The sequence below is a fragment of the Methylobacterium sp. Leaf456 genome (assembly GCF_001425465.1).
Taxonomy (GTDB): domain Bacteria; phylum Pseudomonadota; class Alphaproteobacteria; order Rhizobiales; family Beijerinckiaceae; genus Methylobacterium.
Window position 1 is genome coordinate 116348 of record NZ_LMQV01000043.1, and the last position, 19363, is coordinate 135710.

Here is a 19363-nt window from a genome sequence, read left to right on the forward strand (position 1 = left end):
GGGTCTCCGGCACGGCGCGGCTCAGCGGGGCTCGCGCGGCGCACGGCAGGGCTGTCGGGAAGGGCAGCGGCGGAGATAGCAGCGGCGAGCCGGCACGCCAAGGCGCACCGTAGTCGCTCCCGTCTTGCCCCCTACAGATGCGCGATCAGCGCCGAGACCTCCACGGGCGCCACGCCCACCACTTCGTCCATCGCCCGGCCGACGAGGTCGCGGGCGACGTGGCAGCGGCGCAGGGCCGCCGCGTCGCCGTCGTCCGCGAGTCCGTCGAGGGCGGCGGCGAGGTCGGTCAGGCCGAAGCGCCGGGCGCCGGCCGCGATGGTGGCGGCCTCGGCCCGCAGGGTGGCGGCGTCGGCGAAGGTGGCGTCGAGGAGCGCGACGAAGCCCCGCAGCGCCCCGCGGGCGCTCTCGGTCCCGAGCGAGCCCGCGAGCCGGTCGTAGGCCGTCCGGTCGATCACCGGCATCGGCGCGGGCGCGGGCGTGCTCGCCTCCGCCATCATCACCGCGGGCAGATGCTCGGCGATGGTGGCGCAGAACTGCGCCCGGTCGATCGGCTTGGCGACGTGGCCGTTCATCCCGGCCTCGCGGATCGCGTAAACCTGCTCGGGCAGGACGTTGGCGGTGAGCGCCAGGATCGGCACGTGGCGGCAGGGATGGGGCAGGGCGCGGATGCGCCGGGTCGCGGTCAGCCCGTCCATGCCGGGCATCTGCACGTCCATCAGGACGAGGTCGTAGACGCGCGCCTGCACCGCCTCCAGGGCCGCCGCGCCGTCGTCGGCGACATCGACCCGGCAGCCCTGCCGCTCCAGGATGCGGCGGGTCAGCTCCTGGTTGATCGTATGGTCCTCGACCAGCAGGATTTTTGCGCCCACGAGCGGGCCGTCGGCAACCATGGGCTCGACGGCTTCGGGCTCGGGCGCCGCGGGGGCGGCCACGGGCTCGGGCGCGGCGAAGGCCGTCTCGGTGGCGGGCAGGTGCAGGCTGAAGCGGTAGCTCGACGCCTCGCCCGCGAACGACACCGTCTCCAGCCGCCCGCCCATCCGGGCGATCAGGCGTCCGGCGATGGCGAGCCCCAGCCCGTCGCGCTCGGCCGGCCGGGCATGGCCGCCGCTGCCGGTGAGCGCGAAGCTGATCCGATTCTCGGCGCCGCGCAGCGTGTAGAGCGAGAGGGTGACGAGGCCGCCGCGGCGCTCGCGCAGGTTGACGTTGAGCAGGTTGAGCAGGATCTGGCGCAGCCGCCGCGGATCGCCGTGCACCGCCCGCGGCAGGCCGGGCTCGATGCTGAGGCCCAGCGTCACGCCCTTCTCGGCGGCGGCGGGGCGGACGAAGGCGGTGACGCTCTCCACCGCCTCGGCGAGCGAAAAATCCTCCTCTCGCAGGTGGAAGTCGCCGGCCTCGATCCGGGCGACGTCGAGGATGTCGTCCACCGCCGTCAGCATCGTGCCGGTGGCCTCGCTGACCAGCGCGAGGGAGCGCGCCTGCTCGGCGCTCAGGGGGCCGCTGCCCCCGAGCAGCTCGGTGTAGCCGCGGATAGTGGCCAGCGGCGTGCGAATCTCGTGGCTCATCATCGCCAGGAATTCCGATTTCGCCCGGCTGGCGTTCTCGGCCTTGGCCTTGGCGAGTTCGGCCATGTCGCAGGCGATGCGCAGCTCGTCGGCCTGCTGCTTGCGCGCGGTCACGTCGCGCATCACCGCGATGACCTGCGGCTCGCCGGGGCCCGCCCCTTGGCCGACCCCTTGGATGCGGCTGCCCACGCATTCGAGCCACAGCCACGCGCCGTCGCGGTGGCGGGCGCGAAACAGCCCGGTGGCCGGGGATTGCCCGGTCCCGAGTGCGGCGCGCATGTCCTCGACGATGCGCCGGTCCTCCGGATGGACGAAGCCGGTCAGCGTCAGGCTGGCGCGGGCGCCCGCGTCGTAGCCGAGCATCCGCTCGAACGAGGGCGAGACATCGCCGAAGGTCCAGGCGCCGGCGCCGAACAGCACGATGATGTCCCCGACGTTGTCGGCCAGCATCCGGTAGCGGCTCTGGCTCGCCTCCGCCCACGCCGCGAGCGCGCCCTGGGCGGCGTCGAGGGCGGCGCGCTGCTCGTGCAGCGTGCGCGAGGCCGAGGCCAGCGCGTGCTCGACCACGCGCACCTCGCGGATCACGCTGTCCTGCGCCGCCACGGTCTCGCCCCGGCCGATCGCCTCGGCCTTGGCGGCGAGCCGCGCGGCGGCGCGGGCGATGCGGCGGGCCATGCGCAGGGCGAACCAGCCGCCCAGCCCGATCAGCGCGAGGGAGAACGTCAGGAGCAGGAGCAGCGAGCGCCGCAGCGGCGCCTCCAGCGCGTCGCGCCCGACGCCCGCGGCGAAGCGCCAGTCGGAGCGGCGCGAGCTTTCCTCGATCCGCAACACGCCGTTGGCGACCTTTGCCTGCGGAACCGAGGCCGCCTCGCCCACCGCCTCGGCCTGCCCGATGCTGGCGACGATGTCGCCGTCGCCGTCGATCACCGCCGCCCAATAGGGGTCGCCGACGTGGGGGTTGCGGATCAGCGTCTCGAAATGATCCGCCAGCGTCACCAGGGCGACCAGCTTGACGACGACGCCGTCGCGGATCACCGGCGCGTTCACGCTGACGATCGGGCGCCCGGTCAGCTTGCTGGTCATCAGGCCCGAGATCACCGGGCGGCGGGTCTCGACCAGCCGGGCGATCAGGTCCGGCCGCGGCATGGTCGGCAGGGTGGAATCGTCGGGGGCGCGGGTGTTGACGATCTGGCGCCCGTCGAGTTCGGCCAGCGTCACCGTCGCCTCGGCGGGGTCGAAGCTCGCCAGAGCCTGGGCGCGGAAGGCGGGGAGATCACCCGCATCGATCGAGGGCGAGGCCGCCAGCGTGCGGGCCACCGCCTCCATCCGGGTGAGATCGTGGTCGATCCGGTCGCGGACCTCCTCGCCGATCAGCGCGAGGGTGTGGCTCAGGCGCTCCTGTTCGCTCGCCACGTACCAGTGGGTCGCGATCACCGCGACGGTGGCGGGCGGCACCATCAGGGCCAGCGCGAACAGCGCGAAGGAGACGACCAGCGGTCGAGAGCGCACACCCCGGGTCATCACGCCGCCACGTCGTCTCGCCCTGGAGTATCGGCCCGGAAGACGGCCGCCGGCTTTCGGGACGATGGTCTAGCCGCCCGCACCCGTTCTACGGGCGCAGCCGTTAACGCTTCGCCCTTCGCGTCAGAGCGTCGCCAGGGCGGCGGCGAGGCCGAGATTGGTGAGCTGGTGCAGGAACTGGTCGAAGCCGATCAGCCACCAGAACCGCACGTCGTCGGTACTGAGCCCCAAGCGATGGCCGAGCATCGACTTGCCGCGATCGGCGCAGAAGTGGATGGTGAAATCCACGGGCGCCAGCCACCACAGGCGCGGCGCCAGGGCGAGCGCGAGGGCGAGCGTCAGCCCGGCATGGCCGAGTGCGTGCAGGGCGAGCGGCGCCAGCCAGCCGTGGCGCCGCTCCTTCCCGCGGGCGATGGCGCCGGTCTGGAACAGGAAGTCGGCCACGACATGCTTGAGCGCCAGTCCTGCAGCGAGCAGCACGAACGGGACGAGCGGGACCGAAAGGGAAGCGGACGGCACGACGATCGGTCTCGGGGGCGCGAAGGCCGGTGATTGGAACGGCTCGCGTTCGGTTCGGCAAGGCGTTCGGGTGGATTCGGAGCCGGGGAGCGGCCGGGGCGACCCGAACGCGATCATAGGTGAGCGATCCCGGAAGTTTTCCTGAGCGTACCGGCGGTCGTTACGTCCCCACCGGAGCAGGATGCGGCGTTCTCCTCCCCACAAGGGGGAGGGGACAGGCGCTCTTCGCGGCCCCGTCAGCGAGGCCCACCGCCGCCGAACCCACCGGGCCCGCCGCCCCCGCCGAAGCTGCCCGGCCCGCCGCCGAAGCCGCCGGGGCCACCGCCTCCGAAGGCTCCGCCGACCCCCCCGCCGCCGGGGCGAGGTCCGCCGACGCCCGGCGGGCCGCCGAAGCCGCCCGGCGCGGGGCCACCGTAACCGCCGCCGCCGAACCCGCCGCCGAACCCGCCCCCTTGGCCGGGCGCGGGCCGCGTGTCGATCGGGAAGTTGCTAGGGCCGACGCCGCCACGGCCCGGTCCGATGCCGCCGGCCGGGTCGCGCCCGCCGGGCCGCATGGAAGGCCCCTCGCCTCCGCCCGGACGGGCGCCCGAGGGTCCGCTTCCGGCCGGACCGCCGGGGCGTCCGCCGTCCATCGGCCCGCCGCGCGGGGCGGTGCTGTCGCCGCGCACGGATTCGACGGTCATCCGCCCGTCGCGGCCGATGCCCGCCTCGATCACCGCCGGGCCGGCGCCCGGCAACGGACTGGGGCCCGCCCGGCCCGCCACCGCGAGGCCGGAGCCGAGGCGCAGGGCGCCGCCGCCCGGCACGACGTAGCCCTCGACCGAGGCGCGACTGAGCCCCGCCGGAAAGGGACGGCTGACGTCGCGCGCCGTGGTGACCGAAAGGCCCGCCCCGTCGGGCCGCCCTTCGACCGACACGCGCCGCCCCAAAAACCCGGGCTTGAGGCCGTCGAGGGCGAGGGCGCCGATGCGGGCGGTCCCGTCGGGGCCGCGCCGCACCGGCCCGGCGACGCGGTCCGGCCCGTCGGGGCGGGGCTCGATCAGGCTCGCCACGATGGTGCCGTCGCCCCGGCGCAACCCGCTCACCGCCACCCGCTCGCCGACCGGAAAATCCTTTCCGGAGGCGAGGCCCTCGGTCGCGACCGTTTGGCCGAGCACCGTCAGGCGGCCGGGGGCGAGCGCCTCGACCGGGCCGACCACCTCGCGCGTCACCGCGATGGCCCGCGTGCTCAAGTGACCCTCGGCACCGCGGGCGACGACGCGCACGACGTGGCCGATGCGCAGGTCCGCCGCGCGGGCCGGGCGCCCGTCGATGGTGATGCGCACGTCCGCCGGGTAGGCGATGCGCAACCCGTTGACCCAGACCGAGCCGAACCGGCGGATCGTGCCGATCACCCCCGTGCCGCCGATGCCGCGGTCGCCACCCGGAAGCTCTTCGGGCTCGGGCCGCGCCCCGGTGCCACTGATCCCGCGATCCTGCGGCGGCTCGGCCCCCGCCTGGGGCCGGACGGGATGCGGCCACGCGAGCGCGGTGCCCGCGAGTAGCGCCAGCAGCCCGCGGCGGGTCGGGTGATCGGGCCGGCTCACGGCGCGCCGGCCTTCTCGGCGTCGGTCTCGAGCGCTGCCGCGAGCTCTGTCTCAGGCGCTGCCGCGGGCTCTGTCTCAGGCGCTGCCGCGGGCTCGGGCGCCTCCACCTCCTCGCGAAAGATGTAGATGCCAAAATTCCAGCGGTGGCGTCCCCCCGGATCGTCGGCGCAGGCCGCGTGCGCCTCGGCGTTGGCCTGCTTAAGCGCGTCCATGGCGATGACCCGCGCCCGCTCCTCCAGCCGCCCGGCGAGGTTTTGGGACAGCCCGTCGTAATGGACGGCGCGCTCGAAGAAGCGGGGGGCGGGGCCAGAAATGTTCTCGACCGCCGCCGCGAGATGGTCGTGCAGGTTGCGGCCGAAATAATGGAGCTGCGGCTCGCTCCCGCCGCGCGGCAGGTAGGCCGACTCCAAGAGCTGCACCCGGCCCTCCGCATCGAGCACGGCCACGCCGCGGTCGAGCCATTCGTCGAGCACGGCGCGGGGGCGCACGTCCTTGGTGACGCCCGCGACCAGGGTCTCGAACGAGGGCGCGCCGGCCTCGGCCGTGCGCGGCAGCGGCAGCGGGTGCCCGCCGCCGTCGGTGAAATCGGGCGCGGCGAGCCAGCGGGCGACGATCCGGCTCGTGCGTGAGACGGTGGCCGACACCCGGCTCACCGGTGCACCCGCGCCGCGCAGGCGCCGCACCTCCTTGCGGTGGATGCCGGTTAGCAGGCTGACGCGGCTGTCGGTCTGCTCCTTGCCGGGGAGCGCAAAGTCGTACTCGGCGACGTTCACGTAGAGTTCGCGCAGTAGATTCGTCAGCGCCGGGAAGGTGATGCCGCGCTTGACCAGCAGCCGTACCAGCGGGCGCAGCAGGCGGGCCACCGGCCCGTGCAGGGCGGCGCCGTCCGGGCTCGGAGCGGGGTCGGACGTCTCTGACATCGTCCGACCTTAGCGGCGGGGCTGTGGGACACAATCCCACGACGTGCGCTTCAGCACCGTTGCAAAGAGGTTTCCGGTTGACGTGGGATTTTTGCACACGCATATTTTTGTGGTCAATTTTCCCACGAAACGATGGAGCGGGGCGATGCGCGTGTTGAGGCCCCTTCTCGCGGTCGGTGAGGCGCCCCTGATGTTGGCACCTGCGCGGCGTCCGGTACTCGACGGTTCGTTGCGACCGCTCTGCCGCGGGTTGGTGCTGGCGACGGCCCTCGGCCTGCCGGCGCTGGGGGCGCTCGCGGCGGAGCGCCTGTCGGAGCCGAGCCCGCAGCCGGAGCCCGTGCGCCTCGCCCTCGCGACGGGCGCCGCCCGATGAGGCCCGCACCCGCCGCCCACCCGATGCCCCGGTTCGACGAGCGCGACCCCTGCGGCGGCGAGACGGTGATCGACCTCGCGCTGTGCCTGATCCTCGCCGTCGCGGTGGTCAGCCTGCTGCTGCTGGCGGCATTTTGAGCCGCCGATCGCGAGACCGGAATGGTGCGGTGCACCTGCCGAAATGAACCAGAGCCGCAAACAACCGTTGAGACCGCTCAGTCAGCCCCGCGGCGACGGCAACGGTCGCGCCGGCCGGAGGGCTGCGAGGGGAGCGTTTCGAACGGAGAGTACGACCTTGCCTATTCCCTCACTGCATCCGGCGATCCGGCGGCTGTCGCTCGCGGCCGTCCTCGTCTGCGCCCCGCTCGCGGCGTCCGCGCAGGACATCGAGGCGCCGGACGCGCCCGAGATCGAGATGCCCGCGACGCCGAAGCTCGGATCGAACCTGCCGAAGGGCGCGCTGGTGTTCCACGGCAATTACTGCGGCCCCGGCAGCCGCGGCGCCGGCCTGCCGCCGGTGGACGCCCTCGACCGGGCCTGCATGCACCACGATGCCTGCTCGCCGCCGGCGGGCCGGGGCTTGCCGTCCTGCGCCTGCAACGATCAGTTGGAGCGCGAGGCCTCGCTGGTGGCGCACACGCCGCGGCTGCGCGAGGATCTGCGCACGACGGCCGAGTTCGTCGCCGTCGGCGCCAAGGTGCTGGCCTGCGAGCCCTGACGGAAAAGGGGGCCGGATGCTCGGCATCCGACCCCCCTCTTTCGCGTTACGCCTCCGGCGGGTCCATCGCGATGCCGAGGCTGTCGAGGCCTTCCTCCAACAGAGCCGCGGCGTCCGGCGTGCCGAGCAGTTCGCGTACGGGGCTGTCGCCCGCGGCCTCGCGCTCTTTGGCCATGCGCACCGCCTCGCCCCATTCCGCGGCCTCCAGATCGCCGCGGCCGATATAGAGCAGCGCCATCAGGTTGCTGCGCTCGTCCTCGTTGAGGCCGGCGATGGCCGAGGCGATCTCCTGCTCGGTGGCGTCGTCGGTGCCGCCGACGAGCACGTCCGCCGCCCCGTCGTCGATCGGGTTCGAGCCCGAATCCGGATCGGTCGCCCCCTCCTTCGCCTCGACCGCCCGCAGCCGCAGGATGATCTCGGTGACCTTGTCGAGGGCGATGTCCATGTCCGACTCCAAACCAGCGCTCTTGTCCGAAACGCCGCGCCCGACGGGCGCGCGCTCGCGCCCGCAGTGAACCCGGAACTCGGCGTCCGGTTCGAGCGGGGGTGACGAAAGGCTGGAAGGGGGAAGGATCAGTCGCGCTTCGCGTTGAGCTCCTCGGCGCGGCGATGCCACATCAGCATCAGGCCGGAGACGATGAGCCAGGGACAGGCGATCCCGATGAAGAACAACATGAACGTCTCCCAGGCGGCGGGCGCTGTTCTGACGTATCGCCGGCCCGGCGCGAGGCCGGAGGTGGCCTCTGCCCTGTTCCGCTTACGTGATGATAGCCGGCGCCGCCCTTCCGGCAAGGCTCGGGTCGGCACAAAGTCCGGGCAGGGGAGGCGGTTTCACCGCCCGCGCCGCTCCCCTCCGTCGTCAGTCCGGGGCCGCGAAGCGGAGCCCGGAATCCACGACGGGCCGCCGCATCTCGTACCAGCCGCGCATCACGGGTGGATTCCGGGTTCGCCTGCGGCGCCCCGGAATGACGGCGGTGTTTGAATCGAGGGCGTCGTCGTTCACTCGCCAGGCCGCGTATTCGTGCGAAAAATCAGGCGAACAGGTCCGGTCGCCGCAGGCGCAGGGCCTGAACCAGGGTGTAGGTCTTCAGGTCGGTGAGTTCGCCGGCCTCCGCCAGGGCGGCGAGGTCTGCGAGCGGCATCTCGACGACGGTGATGCCCTCGTGCTCCTCGGCCAAGCCGCCGCCCGCGCCCTCGCGGTCGGCCGGGGCGTAGGGGCCGAGGAACAGATGCATCCGCTCGGTCGAGACGCCGGGCATGGTCCAGACCGTGGCGACCGGCTCCAGGGCGCCGAGCCGCACGCCGGCCTCCTCGAAGGCCTCGCGCCGGGCGCCCGCCTGCGGGTCGGCCTCGTCGAGGATGCCGGCGGGGGCCTCCAGCATCTCCGGCAGGGCGGCGGCGAAGAAGGGCGCCGCCCGGAACTGGCGGATCACCAGGGCGACCCGGCGCGTGGCATCGTAGGGCAGCACGCACACAGCCTCGCCGTGATCCTCGATCTCGCGGACGGCCTCGTGCCCGTCGGGCAGGGTAACGTCGGCGATGAGGAAGCTCGCCCAGCCGTCGTGGACCGTGCGGGTGCCGCGGATCTTCGGGGGCGAGCTTTCGGCAGGCATGCTGTCTCCTCAGGCCGGGCGGCGGATCAGGAAGCGGAAGGCGGCGCCGTCGCGCTCCTGCGCTTCCAGCGCGGCGCCTTCCTCGCGCACGGCGTTGGGGATGTCGATGCCCGCCAGCGGATCGGTGCAGATGACCCGAAGCCGCCCGCCCGGCGCCAGACGCCGCAGGGCCTTGCGGGTGCGGAGCGCCGGCAGGGGGCATTTGAGCCCGCTCAGGTCGAGGTCGATCGTGTCTTCGGAAGGGGGGGCGTCGGGCATCGGCGCGGCCCATAACACGACGAAGGCCCCGCCGGCTTGCGCCGACGGGACCCTTGGAAGCGCTTCGCGGAAGGCGCTTCCTACCAGCCGTAGTAACCGCCGTACCCGCCATAGGCCGGGTAACCGTAGCCGCCATAGCCGCCGTAATAGGCCGGGCGGGCATAGTAGACCGGGCGGGCATAGCCGTAGCCGCCGTAGCCATAGGCCGGGTAGCCGTATCCGCCGCCGTAATAGCGGTAGCGCGGGGCCGCGCTCGCCGCGATGGCGCCGCCGATCAGGCCGAGCGCCGCGCCGGCGAACAACGCGCCGCCGACACCGCCGCCGCGGCGATAGCCGTAGCCGCCGCCGTAATAGCCGCGGCGCCAGCCGACGTGATCGACAGTGGTCTTGGTGCCGCCGACGAGGTCGCCCGTCAGCGCCGGGAGCGGCGCGGCCTGGGCGGGGGCGGTTCCGACGACGGCCAGACCGGTGGTGGCGAGGCCGGCCAGCATCAGGGACGTGATGCGCGACGACATGGGTGGTTCTCCTGAAGGTGTCACGAGCACCCTCAGGAACTTTTTGTTAGGATTTGCGTTCCGCGGGCCAAACTTGGCCGGGAGCGAAATGTGCCCGGCCGCACATTCCGACGTGTCGGGGCGAACCCGCCGGGATCGGCAGGCGCCTCAAAACGTGCAGGCGACAAACGCCGGGTCGACGCTTTTGGCCCATTCGCCCTCGTAGGCGGCCAGCAAGTCCTCGGCCCGGCTGCGCCCGGCGGCGACGATGGCCTCCAGCGGCTGGAGATAGATCGCCTCGTCCCGGCCCGACCCGTCGCGGCGCGCCCGCGTCTGGAGGCCGGCGCGGGCGATGGCGAGCGCCTCCGCCGCCACCGCGCCGAGGCTGCGACCGCCGATGCAGGCCGCCAACCCCAGCCGCGGCACCGCGGCGCGTAAAGCTTCGCGCTCGGACGCGGTCCAGCCGCGCACGAGGTCCCAGGCGGCGGCGAGCGCGCCCTCGTCGTAGAGCAGCCCGGCCCAGAGCGCGGTCTGCGCCGCGATCATCGCCGGCCCGCCGACATCGGCGCCGCGCATTTCGAGGAAGCGCTTCAGGCGCACCTCGGGGAAGACGGTCGAGGCGTGGTTTGCCCAGTCCGACACGGTCGCCCGTTCACCGGGGAGTTGCGCGAGGCGCCCCTCCATCAGGTCGCGGAACGAGGCGCCGGAGACGTCGTGGTAGGTCTCGCCGCGCTTGACGAAGTACATCGGCACGTCGAGCAGCCAATCGACATACTGCTCGTAGCCGAACCCGTCCTCGAAGGCCTGCGGGAACATGCCGGTGCGATCGGCATCGGTGTCGCGCCAGATCTCGGAGCGGCGCGAGAGGAAGCCGTTCGGCCGCCCGTCGGTGAAGGGCGAGTTGGCGAACAAGGCGGTCGCCACAGGCTGGAGCGCGAGGCCGACGCGGAGTTTCCGCACCATGTCGGATTCGGACGAGAAGTCGACGTTCACCTGCACGGTCGCGGTGCGCAGCATCATGTCGAGGCCGAGTGTACCGACCTTCGGCATGTAGCCGCGCATGATGCGGTAGCGGCTTTTGGGCATGAACGGCGTGCCCTCGCGCGTCCATTTCGGGCTCATGCCGAGATCGAGGAAGCCGATGCCGAGCGGCTCGGCCGCGCGCGCGGTGGCCGCCAGATGCTCGTCGAGTTCCGCGACCGTGGCATGCACGTCGGGCAGCGGCGCGCCGGACAGCTCGAACTGCCCGCCGGGCTCGATCGAGATCGCGCCGCCGCCCTCGTTGTTGGACAGCCCGATGATGTTGGCCCCGTCGAGGATCGGCTCCCAGCCGGTCTCGCGGCCGAGGTTCTCCAGCAGCGCCCGGATGCCGCGCTCGCCCTCGTAGGGCACGGGCGTGCGGTCGGCCGTGTAGAACGGAATCTTTTCGTGTTCCGTGCCGAGCGCGAAGCGCGTCGCCGGCTTCTCGCCGTCGGAGAACCACGCGATCAGTTCGTCGCGCGAGGTCAGCGGGGTCGTGTCGGACGTGTCGCGCGCCATGCGCTGCCTCGTCGAGCCGGTGGTGGGGCAGGCGCGAAAAAAGGCCCGGTCCAGGGACCGGGCCTGCGATCGGCCACGCCGGAGATGTCGTGTCCTTAGAGCAGGCCGCAAGAGCCGACAACGCGGGGGCGCGTCACGGTGCGGGTATGACGGGATTACCGCGAGCCGAAGACGGAATATCGATCCCTGCCGTCATTCCGGGGCCGCGGAGCGGAACCCGGAATCCACGACTGGCCGCGACATTTCGGCTTCAGCCGGGCTTCGCGCATCACGGGTGGATTCCGGGTTCGCCTGCGGCGCCTCGGAATGACGGCGGAGGACCGATTAGGGAAGGCTGGGTGTCGCCGGCTGGGTACGACGATCGCCTACCGCCCATCCCCCAGCACCGCCTGCACCAGCGCCATGACGGCCACCGCCGCCGTGTCCGCCCGCAGGATGCGCGGGCCGAGCGAGAGCGCCACCGTGTTGGGCCGCGCGGCGATCAAGGCGCGCTCCTCCGCGTGAAAGCCCCCCTCGGGACCGACCAGCACGGCGAGCGGCGGAGTCTTGCCGTCGGTGGCGCCGCGGAGCGCCGCGACCGGATCGGCGACGGGGGCGTCCTCGTCGCAGAACACCAGCAGGCGCTCCGGCTCCAGGGCGGCGAGCGCGGCGGGCAGGCGCTCCGGCTCGGCGACCGTGGGGATCGCCAGGATGCCGCATTGCTCGGCGGCTTCGATCGCGTTGGCGCGGAGCCGATCGAGCTTGATCCGCTCGCCTTGGGTGAAGCGGGTGAAGACGGGGCGCAGCGTGCCGGCCCCCATCTCCACCGCCTTCTGCGCCATGTAGTCGAGCCGGCCGGTCTTCAGCGGCGCGAACAGGTAATGCAGGTCCGGCGGGGCCGGCTGGGGCCGCGTCCGCTCCACCACCTTCAGGTCGGCGCTCTTGCGGCCGTTCGGACAAATATCGGCGCGCCACTCGCCGTCGCGGCCGTTGAACAGCAGCACCGGCTCGCCCTCGGCCTTGCGCAGCACAGTGAGCAGGTAGTTGGCCTGCGCCCGCTCCAGGGGCAGGACGCGCCCCTCCGCCAGATCCGCCTCGACGAACAGGCGCGGCGCGGTGAAGTCGTAGAGGGCCATGCCGGCCTCCTCGCGTGAGGGCCCGGCGCTGTCAATCGGAGGCCCTGTGGCCGATCGGCCACACGACCTGATTTTCCGCGATTTGCCCACGACCTCGACCGCCTGGAGGCCCGCGGCACCATTGGCGCCACATTCCCGTGCAGGAACAAACTTACGAAACATCGCAAGGCCTGATCGGCGGATTCGGGGCGCGCACACCGCGCCGGGAGCCGGCATCGGGTGGGGGCTGCGAAAGCGGGGACGACACCCGCCGCGGCCGACAGGGAAAGGACCGAGCCCTCATGACTGCGTCGTCTGCCGCCTTCACCAAGATCGCCGGTTCGCTGGTGACTCTCGCGCTCCTGTCCGGCCCGGCGCTGGCGCAGGGCGCCTTCGGCCAGATGCCGGCCCCCTCCATGGAGGCCAACGCCGAGCCGGCGCCCGTCGCCCCGCCGATGAGCATGCCGATACCGACCACCACGGCGCCCGCGCCCGCGGCGCCCCAGGGCGGCACCGATTGCAGCGCGATCCAGAAGACCCTGATCGAGCGCAAGAACCTCGTCGGCAAGGCCAACGCCGCCTCGAACTCCAAGCAGAAGATGACGCCGCAGCAGGCCTGCGCCTTGTTCGGCCAGCTCCAGTCCAACGGCACCGCGGGCATCAAGTGGATCGCCGCCAACAAGGAATGGTGCTCGATCCCGGATTCCTTCGCCGAGGGCTTCCAGGCCGACCACAAGCGCGTCGGCGACATCCGCTCCAAGGTCTGCAACATGGCGGCCCAGGCCACCAAGATGGAGGCTCAGGCCCGCGCCCAGGCCCAGAACGGCGGCGGTGGCGGCGGCCTGCTCGGCGGCCCCGGCCTGACCGGCAGCTTCAAGATGCCCCAAGGGGCGCTGTGATCGGCGCGCTGTAAGCGCCTTACTTGCCTCCCCATCCCGACGCCGGTCGCGTCGCCGACGCGGTCGCCGACCACTGGGTCGATCGGCTCGCGCCGACCCGCGCCCGGCCCTATCTGCGCCTCGCCCGGATCGAGCGGCCGGTCGGCTGGTGGCTCCTGCTGCTGCCGTGCTGGTGGTCGGCGGCGCTCGCCGGCATCGCCGGGGCCCAAGCGCCCGATCCGCTCCACCTCGGGCTGTTCCTGATCGGCGCGGTGGCGATGCGCGGCGCCGGCTCGACCTACAACGACATCGCCGACCGCGACCTCGACGCCCAGGTCGAGCGCACCCGCTCGCGCCCGCTGCCGTCGGGGCAGGTGAGCACGCGGGCGGCCGCCGCCTTCCTCGTGGCGCAGGCGCTGGTGGGCCTGTGCGTTCTGCTGCAGTTCAACGGCACGGCGATCCTCGTCGGGATGCTCTCGCTCGCCCCCGTGGCGATCTACCCGTTCATGAAGCGGATCATGCCGCTGCCCCAGGGCGTGCTCGGCCTCGCCTTCGCCTGGGGCGCGCTGATGGGCTGGGTCGCGGTGTTCGGGCGCGTCGAGGCCCCGGCCCTGTGGCTCTACGCCGGCACGGTGGCCTGGATCGTCGGCTACGACACGATCTACGCGGTGCAGGACATCGAGGACGACGAGATCGCCGGCATCAAGTCCTCGGCCCGCCTGTTCGGCGCCCGGCTCAAACCCCTGGTCGGGCTCTGCTACGGCCTCGCCGCCGCCCTGATGGTGCCGGCGCTCTATGGCGCCGGGGCGCATTGGCTTGGTTGGCTCGGCCTCGCTCTGTTTTCCGCCCATCTCGGCCAGCAGGTGATCCGCCTCTCCCCCCGCGATGGGCGGCTCGCCCTCACCCTGTTTCGCTCGAACCGCGACGCCGGGTTGATTTTGTTTGCGGGGCTCGCCGCGGATGCGCTGTGGCGGGCGGTTAGTTGAGGGCATCGCCTCGGGCTCGCTGCGCGCCATATCCAGCCCATGAGCGACTCCGATCCGCACGCCTCCGCCGACGAGGCGGTTTCCGAAGGCGCCCGTGCGCGGGCGCAGGGCCGTCCCCGCGACGCCTGTCCCTACGGGCAGAACACGCCCGAGCGCACGGCCTGGCTCGAAGGCTACGACGGCGCGACGATGGACCGGGCGCCCGATCTGCCGATTGGGAACGGGTAGGATCGAACCTCCCCGCAGGACGACTTTCCGGTTCAGCCGGCGTCGTGCAGACGATCCCCGAGCGGTCGATGATGTGGTATGAAAGGTTCATACCGGCAGCCCATCAGTTGAGGAGCCTTCCGTGGCGGTGATCGAGAAGCGAACCTTCAGCCTTCCGGCCGAGCAGGCGGCCTTCATCGACGCGCAGGTGAGTGCAGGTTCGTTCGCGAGCGCGAGTGAGGTGGTACGAGCGGGACTGCGCGCGCTTCAAGAGCAGGATGCGGCCATTGAGCGGTGGCTGCGTGAGGAGGTGGTCGCGACCTACGACGCGATGAAGGCCCGGCCGGAGGACGAAATCTCCGCGCAGGATATGGCCGAGCGCATGCGCGCGCGTCACGCAGCGCGGCTCAAGAGGGACACGTGAAACGGCGGACCGTCGGTTACGCGCCAGCGGCAGCGGCCGATCTCGAATGGATCTACGACACGATCGCCGAGGCGAGCGATCTGAGCATCGCGTCCCGCTACGAAGAGCGTATCAGAAGCTTCTGCGACAACCTCGCACACGCCGCGGAACGCGGCACACTTCGGGACGACTTGCGTCCGGGCCTGCGTGTCGTCGGTTACGCCCGGCGCATCACGGTCGCCTTCGTGGTGGGAGAGGAGCGCGTGACGATCCTGCGCCTGTTCTATGGCGGGCGAAACTGGGAAGATGATTTCTGATAGCCAGCGATAAACCGCCGCTCACCCCCGCGAAAACAGCTCGCTCTCACCGCGATGGATGCAGGGGCGCGCCGGCAACCGGGTCACCTTGCGGCGGGTGAGGAAGCGGGGGCGGCGACCGCTCAGCGAGCCGTTGCGGCGGCGCTGGCGGCTGCGGCCGAGCGCGAGGCGGCCGATCTGCTGCGAGACCGGGACGAGGCTGCCGTCCTCGCGCAGGAGCATCCGGGTCAGGCCGCCCTTCGCCGAGAGGTCGCGCCACTGCGCCACCACGTCCTCCTCGGTGAAGCCGGCGAGCCGCATCAGCACCTCGCCCTCGGCATCGACGAGAAGCAGCGCGAAGCGGTCCTCGCCGGTGATCTCCGCCGCGTCGTCGTCGAAGGCGAGCGCCGCGCCGACGGGGGCCGCGCCCATCGCCGCACCGAGGATCGGCAGCGGCGTCCGCGCGACGGTGACGGGCTCACGGATCGCACCGTCTTCGTTCGCGGCCGGGCAGTCCAGAGCGGTGATCTCGAAAGTCATCATCGGTTCGATGCCTTGTCCCTGGTCGCGGTCTCTGGCGGACCCGCTGTCATGACAAGCATATGGCCCCACCACACCCCCCAGGCGCCTTAAGAGTGAGCGTTAAGCGATGGTGGACGACCCCGAAGTCTCCGGAATGCTCAACGGACCCTTTTCGCGATGGGTGAAAGACATGTGTATCGCGGGGCGGCGCCCGACCGGGGCACGGCAGGGCTGCGGCGGCGCATCCTTGTGAGGGAGTGGGCTTCCCCCTTAGAACGAGAGTGCGCTCCGCCGGCTTTCCGCGGAGCACATCATTGCAAGCGAGCCCATGACCGACACGACATCCTCGTCCGGGGCGCCGTCCGTCGCGGCGCTGGCGCCGCTGCTGCGCACGGCCGTGCGCGAGGCGGCCGGCCTTGCCCTGCCGTTCTTCGAGCCCGGCGGGCAGACGCGCGCGCGGGTCTGGTCGAAGTCCGGCGGCTCGCCGGTGACGGAAGCCGATGTCGCCGTCGACACCTTCCTCAAGGTACGCCTGTCGGAGGTCGAGCCGGCGGCGGCGTGGCTGTCCGAGGAGACGATCGACGATCCCGTGCGCCTCGGCGCGGAGCGGGTCTGGATCGTCGATCCGATCGACGGCACCCGCGCCTTCCTGTCGGGCCATCCCGACTGGTCGATCGCGGTGGCGCTCTTGGTGGCGGGCGAGCCGGTGCTCGGCGTGGTGTTCGCCCCCGCGACCGGGCGCTTCTACGAGGCGATCGCGGGCGAGGGCGCGACGCTGGACGGCGCGCCGATCCGCGCCTCGGCGCAGGCCGCCCTGGAGGGCGCGCGCATCACCGGCCCCAAGCCGATGCAGGACCGCCTGCTCGGTGGCGCCGCCCGGCTCGGGGGCGAGCCCGCGGTGACGCGGGTCGAGCGGGTGCCTTCGCTGGCGCTCCGGCTCGCCAGGGTGGCCGAGGGCGTGATCGACCTCGGCCTCGTGTCGAAGGATTCGCGGGATTGGGATCTCGCCGCCGCCGACCTGATCCTGCGGGAGGCGGGCGGGCTGGTGTGCGACCTCGACGGCCGCCCGGCGGTCTACAACCGGCCGGAGCCGCGCCACGGCGAACTCATCGCCGTCCCGCGGGCCTTGTGCGAGCCCGCGCTCGCGGCGCTCGCGCGGGGGAGCGAATAGAGCATCGGCCCGACGCAGGACGCCGGAGCGGACCACGAATCGAAAGAGCCGCCCCGGACCCGATGGTCCGAGGCGGCTCTTCGGAAACGCGAAGGGTGGGACGAAGCCCACCGCCCATGTCGGAACCGAAGCCCCTGGGACCGCGTCGGCTCCGCCGCGCGAGGATGCGCGCAGGCCAGCCCGAGGCGATCGGCCGAGTGCCGGTTACGCCGCCTCGCTCAGCCGCACGGCGCGAGGCGAGAGGCCGAGGCGCTCGGCGAGGTGCCAGCGCAGCTCGCGCGGCGAATGATACTCGTAGGAGGAATCGATCAGGTGGCTGAGATCGGCCGAGGCGTGGACGGCGGTCTCGATCAGATGGTCCACCCGGAAGGTCGCCGCATCGGTGACGGGCGAGCGGGTGCCCGAGTGGCGTCGGAATTCGAACTGCATTTTCTTGTCTGTTCTTTCTCTCACCGGATGTCCGCGGCTCTCCTGAGCCGGCCGGTGTCGTTTCTGATTGTCGTTGATGTGCGTGTCGTCGGTGTATCGCGGCACCCCGATCCGCCATGCGGGCGGGGGCCGCATCGTCGTGGGGAACGAAAAGGCCGTTCCCGGGGCGGATCAGACCGCCTGGAGGTTTCCGGCGGCGTCCTTGCCGCTGCGCTTGTCCGTCAGGACTTCGTAGGAAACCTTCTGGCCCTCGACGAGATTGCGCAGGCCGGCGCGCTCGACGGCGGAGATGTGGACGAACACGTCCTTGCCGCCGTTATCCGGCTGAATGAAGCCGTAGCCCTTGGTCTCGTTGAACCACTTGACAGTACCAGTATCCACGAACACTTCCTTCGTTCTGTCTCGCTCACGCGCAAAGGCATGCGCGCCGCGAGCGCGTCGTTTCATCCGTCGATGTACGGATTGACGGGCTGCGAGCCGTGGAAAGCATGCGGCATGGCTGCCGCCGCTCCCGTCATGTCCCTATTTAGGCTCTCGATGCGGCCTTAACAAGGCGCCTCGGCCCGGCAGGGACGCCGCAGGCTTCGGCCCCGCCCCGCCTCGGGCGGGCGCCTCCCCCGCACGCGCCCACCCTGTGACAAAGCCCGGTGCAGGTGCATATAAGGGAGAGGGGCCAGGCGGTTACGCCGGGGCATCCCCAGAGGCATTCCCCATCGCAGTCGGGCGGTTCATGGCGGGCATCTCGGTTTCCCTCGAAGGCGCGAACATCCAGCTCTCCTTCCAGAAGGACGAGCAGTCGACGGCTGTGGTGATGGACGCCCGTGCCGCCCGCGCGCTCGTGCGCGCCGTCGGCCAGCTCCTCACCGCGATCGACGACGGCGACGAGGTCGATCTGCCCGACGAGAACGACGAGGACATCGCCATGCTCGACGTGACCTCCTCGGCGATCGAGGTCGGCACCGACGAGCAGGGTCAGGCGGTGGTCGCCCTCCAGGCCGGCGCCCTGCCGCCGTTCCAGCTGCGCCTCACCGACGAGGAGGCCCGCCATGTCGCCACCAGCCTCAGCGAGATCCTGGCGGCGCCGCGGGACGTGCGGACGTCCCACGGGGGGCATTGAGGGCGGGGCTTTCCATTCCAAACCCCCTCCTTCGAGGCCCGCCGAGGCGGGCACCTCAGGATGAGGGGGATGGGTGGGGCGAGCCTGTGGAAAAGGCTCGCACCGAAAATCGGAGAAAATCAGACGCCCGGACGGCCGCGGCGGGGCCCGCGCGCGCGTTCGGCGCTCGGCAGGGTGTCCGGCACCATCGTGACGATGACCGGGTTCGGCACGTGGTCGAAGGCGGCGCCGTTATAGGCGTCCACGCCCATGCCGATCACGCCGCCGGCCAGTACGTTGCCGGCAAAGCCCGCAGCCCCCGAGCCGACGAGCTTGGTCCGCACCGGCACCGTCTGCGGCCGGTAGCCCGGCAGGGTGAAGGTGGCGTCGAACTCTTCCGAGCGCGGGATGTCGAGCGAGCAGGGCGTGGTCGGGCAGGAGCGGTTGGTCGAGGTCGTCATCGCCGCGCCCGCGGGCGCCGAGGTGAACGTGATCATCTCCGACGTGCCGCGCGTGATGCTGCCGCACGCCGAGACCCCCGCCGCGACGAGCGCGACGGCCAGACACTGACGAACCATGGAAGAATGCCCCCGAAACGCCGCCTCTGCGGGCGGATGAGCGGGTTGTCCGACGGACAAATCGGCAACGCAAGCGTGTCGAGGCGGAAGGCGGGGAAAACCGTTTCGCGAGAGGGGGCCTGTCTCCCAAAAGTAACAAAAGACCGCCCCTGCCGTCGGAAGGCAGGGGCGGTTGCATCGTCCTACATGCGGATGCCGGGATCGGTCGGGCCGCCGGGGAGGTAGTCGGGCTCGGAGCCCGGCCCCCGCGGCTCGTCGATGCCGGGCTCGTCCACCGGATAGGGCGAGCGCGGGCCGGTCGGGCCGATATCGGGCTGGTCGTCCGGCTGGGGCGGCGGCGGCAGGTCGCCGGGGGTGGGATCGGGGGTCGGGATGCCGGGATTGGCCATGGAGCCTCTTCCTGCTCGCGGTTTCGGGGCGTGTGGGTCCAACACCCGCTCGCCGAGGCGGTTCCGCCTTCGCCCGTTCATCCCAACCCCAACCCCTCATCCCGAGGTGCGCAGCGAAGCGCAGCCTCGAGGGAGGGCTCCAGTTCGCTCAGCGATCCCTGGAGCCCTCCTTCGAGACCGCTTCGCGGCACCTCAGGATGAGGGGGATGGAT

General features: G+C 72.0%; 25 protein-coding genes. 10 read left to right on the top strand and 15 right to left on the bottom strand.

The window, feature by feature from the left end; genetic code table 11:
* Positions 1 to 131: 131 nt before the first annotated feature.
* The 4 genes from ASG52_RS22040 to ASG52_RS22055 all read right to left on the bottom strand — a co-directional run bounded on the left by ASG52_RS22040 (position 132) and on the right by ASG52_RS22055 (position 6108).
* A complete protein-coding gene (locus tag ASG52_RS22040; RefSeq protein WP_056247863.1) occupies positions 132 to 3083 on the bottom strand; it encodes a response regulator in 2952 nt (983 codons plus the stop codon).
* 123 nt (positions 3084 to 3206) lie between these two features.
* Positions 3207 to 3602: a DUF3307 domain-containing protein gene (locus ASG52_RS22045; RefSeq protein WP_056248805.1), complete on the bottom strand. Its 396-nt coding sequence runs from the start codon at positions 3600 to 3602 to the stop codon at positions 3207 to 3209.
* A gap of 236 nt (positions 3603 to 3838) precedes the next feature.
* Positions 3839 to 5188 (bottom strand): DUF5666 domain-containing protein, encoded by a 1350-nt coding sequence (locus ASG52_RS27715; RefSeq protein ID WP_056247865.1) that lies wholly within the window; start codon positions 5186 to 5188, stop codon positions 3839 to 3841.
* Positions 5185 to 6108, bottom strand: coding sequence for a DUF6502 family protein (locus ASG52_RS22055; protein ID WP_056247868.1), 924 nt, complete (start codon positions 6106 to 6108; stop codon positions 5185 to 5187). Before ASG52_RS22055 ends, ASG52_RS27715 begins: the two co-directional genes overlap by 4 nt.
* 190 nt (positions 6109 to 6298) lie before the next feature.
* Here ASG52_RS22055 and ASG52_RS22060 point away from each other — a divergent pair, with 190 nt between their 5' ends.
* The 3 genes from ASG52_RS22060 (at position 6299) to ASG52_RS22065 (ending at position 7198) form a co-directional block, all read left to right on the top strand.
* Positions 6299 to 6481 carry a hypothetical protein gene (locus ASG52_RS22060; protein ID WP_156384079.1) on the top strand — a complete coding sequence of 61 codons (183 nt, stop codon included), beginning with the start codon at positions 6299 to 6301 and terminating at the stop codon, positions 6479 to 6481.
* Entirely contained in the window at positions 6478 to 6618 is a 141-nt protein-coding gene (locus ASG52_RS27510; RefSeq protein WP_156384080.1) for a hypothetical protein, read from the top strand. Before ASG52_RS22060 ends, ASG52_RS27510 begins: the two co-directional genes overlap by 4 nt.
* A 157-nt stretch (positions 6619 to 6775) precedes the next feature.
* Positions 6776 to 7198: a phospholipase A2 family protein gene (locus ASG52_RS22065; RefSeq protein WP_156384081.1), complete on the top strand. Its 423-nt coding sequence runs from the start codon at positions 6776 to 6778 to the stop codon at positions 7196 to 7198.
* 46 nt (positions 7199 to 7244) lie between these two features.
* Here the strand turns inward: ASG52_RS22065 and ASG52_RS22070 are convergent, their stop codons facing one another.
* The 6 genes from ASG52_RS22070 to ASG52_RS22095 form a co-directional block, all read right to left on the bottom strand.
* Complete coding sequence (locus ASG52_RS22070) at positions 7245 to 7643, bottom strand: DUF3775 domain-containing protein (protein WP_056247870.1); 399 nt, start codon at positions 7641 to 7643, stop codon at positions 7245 to 7247.
* 586 nt (positions 7644 to 8229) lie between these two features.
* Positions 8230 to 8811, bottom strand: coding sequence for an NUDIX domain-containing protein (locus ASG52_RS22075; RefSeq protein WP_056247873.1), 582 nt, complete (start codon positions 8809 to 8811; stop codon positions 8230 to 8232).
* Positions 8812 to 8820: 9 nt separating this feature from the next.
* Positions 8821 to 9069 (bottom strand): sulfurtransferase TusA family protein, encoded by a 249-nt coding sequence (locus ASG52_RS22080; protein WP_056247876.1) that lies wholly within the window; start codon positions 9067 to 9069, stop codon positions 8821 to 8823.
* 80 nt (positions 9070 to 9149) lie between these two features.
* Entirely contained in the window at positions 9150 to 9584 is a 435-nt protein-coding gene (locus tag ASG52_RS22085; protein WP_056247878.1) for a hypothetical protein, read from the bottom strand.
* Between the two features lie 147 nt (positions 9585 to 9731).
* A complete protein-coding gene (locus ASG52_RS22090; RefSeq protein ID WP_056247879.1) occupies positions 9732 to 11102 on the bottom strand; it encodes a glutamate--cysteine ligase in 1371 nt (456 codons plus the stop codon).
* 365 nt (positions 11103 to 11467) lie between these two features.
* Complete coding sequence (locus ASG52_RS22095; protein ID WP_056247881.1) at positions 11468 to 12217, bottom strand: 16S rRNA (uracil(1498)-N(3))-methyltransferase; 750 nt, start codon at positions 12215 to 12217, stop codon at positions 11468 to 11470.
* Positions 12218 to 12498: 281 nt separating this feature from the next.
* Here ASG52_RS22095 and ASG52_RS22100 point away from each other — a divergent pair, with 281 nt between their 5' ends.
* From ASG52_RS22100 to ASG52_RS22120, 5 genes are all read left to right on the top strand, one after another.
* Positions 12499 to 13095, top strand: a complete 597-nt coding sequence (locus ASG52_RS22100; protein WP_056247882.1) for a hypothetical protein — start codon at positions 12499 to 12501, stop codon at positions 13093 to 13095.
* Between the two features lie 23 nt (positions 13096 to 13118).
* Positions 13119 to 14060, top strand: a complete 942-nt coding sequence (gene ubiA / locus ASG52_RS22105; protein ID WP_056247885.1) for a 4-hydroxybenzoate octaprenyltransferase — start codon at positions 13119 to 13121, stop codon at positions 14058 to 14060.
* A 39-nt stretch (positions 14061 to 14099) separates the two neighbouring features.
* Entirely contained in the window at positions 14100 to 14288 is a 189-nt protein-coding gene (gene rmf / locus ASG52_RS22110) for a ribosome modulation factor (RefSeq protein WP_056247888.1), read from the top strand.
* A 121-nt stretch (positions 14289 to 14409) separates the two neighbouring features.
* Positions 14410 to 14691 carry a type II toxin-antitoxin system ParD family antitoxin gene (locus ASG52_RS22115; RefSeq protein ID WP_056247890.1) on the top strand — a complete coding sequence of 94 codons (282 nt, stop codon included), beginning with the start codon at positions 14410 to 14412 and terminating at the stop codon, positions 14689 to 14691.
* Entirely contained in the window at positions 14688 to 14987 is a 300-nt protein-coding gene (locus tag ASG52_RS22120; protein ID WP_056247893.1) for a type II toxin-antitoxin system RelE/ParE family toxin, read from the top strand. The genes ASG52_RS22115 and ASG52_RS22120 overlap by 4 nt, the downstream gene beginning before the upstream one ends.
* Positions 14988 to 15008: 21 nt before the next feature.
* Here ASG52_RS22120 and ASG52_RS22125 read toward each other — a convergent pair whose 3' ends face one another.
* The gene (locus ASG52_RS22125; protein ID WP_056247894.1) at positions 15009 to 15509 is read right to left on the bottom strand and encodes a DUF6101 family protein; all 501 of its coding nucleotides are present in this window, start codon (positions 15507 to 15509) and stop codon (positions 15009 to 15011) included.
* 307 nt (positions 15510 to 15816) lie between these two features.
* Between ASG52_RS22125 and ASG52_RS22130 the strand changes: the two genes are divergently transcribed.
* The gene (locus tag ASG52_RS22130; protein WP_056247896.1) at positions 15817 to 16659 is read left to right on the top strand and encodes an inositol monophosphatase family protein; all 843 of its coding nucleotides are present in this window, start codon (positions 15817 to 15819) and stop codon (positions 16657 to 16659) included.
* Between the two features lie 204 nt (positions 16660 to 16863).
* Here ASG52_RS22130 and ASG52_RS22135 read toward each other — a convergent pair whose 3' ends face one another.
* Positions 16864 to 17088 carry a hypothetical protein gene (locus ASG52_RS22135; protein WP_056247898.1) on the bottom strand — a complete coding sequence of 75 codons (225 nt, stop codon included), beginning with the start codon at positions 17086 to 17088 and terminating at the stop codon, positions 16864 to 16866.
* A 171-nt stretch (positions 17089 to 17259) separates the two neighbouring features.
* Positions 17260 to 17469, bottom strand: coding sequence for a cold-shock protein (locus ASG52_RS22140; protein ID WP_009866236.1), 210 nt, complete (start codon positions 17467 to 17469; stop codon positions 17260 to 17262).
* 349 nt (positions 17470 to 17818) lie between these two features.
* Between ASG52_RS22140 and ASG52_RS22145 the strand changes: the two genes are divergently transcribed.
* Positions 17819 to 18205, top strand: coding sequence for a hypothetical protein (locus ASG52_RS22145; RefSeq protein WP_056247901.1), 387 nt, complete (start codon positions 17819 to 17821; stop codon positions 18203 to 18205).
* A 119-nt stretch (positions 18206 to 18324) separates the two neighbouring features.
* Here the strand turns inward: ASG52_RS22145 and ASG52_RS22150 are convergent, their stop codons facing one another.
* A complete protein-coding gene (locus ASG52_RS22150) occupies positions 18325 to 18762 on the bottom strand; it encodes a hypothetical protein (RefSeq protein ID WP_056247903.1) in 438 nt (145 codons plus the stop codon).
* Between the two features lie 182 nt (positions 18763 to 18944).
* Positions 18945 to 19151: a hypothetical protein gene (locus tag ASG52_RS22155; RefSeq protein WP_056247906.1), complete on the bottom strand. Its 207-nt coding sequence runs from the start codon at positions 19149 to 19151 to the stop codon at positions 18945 to 18947.
* Positions 19152 to 19363: the final 212 nt, after the last annotated feature.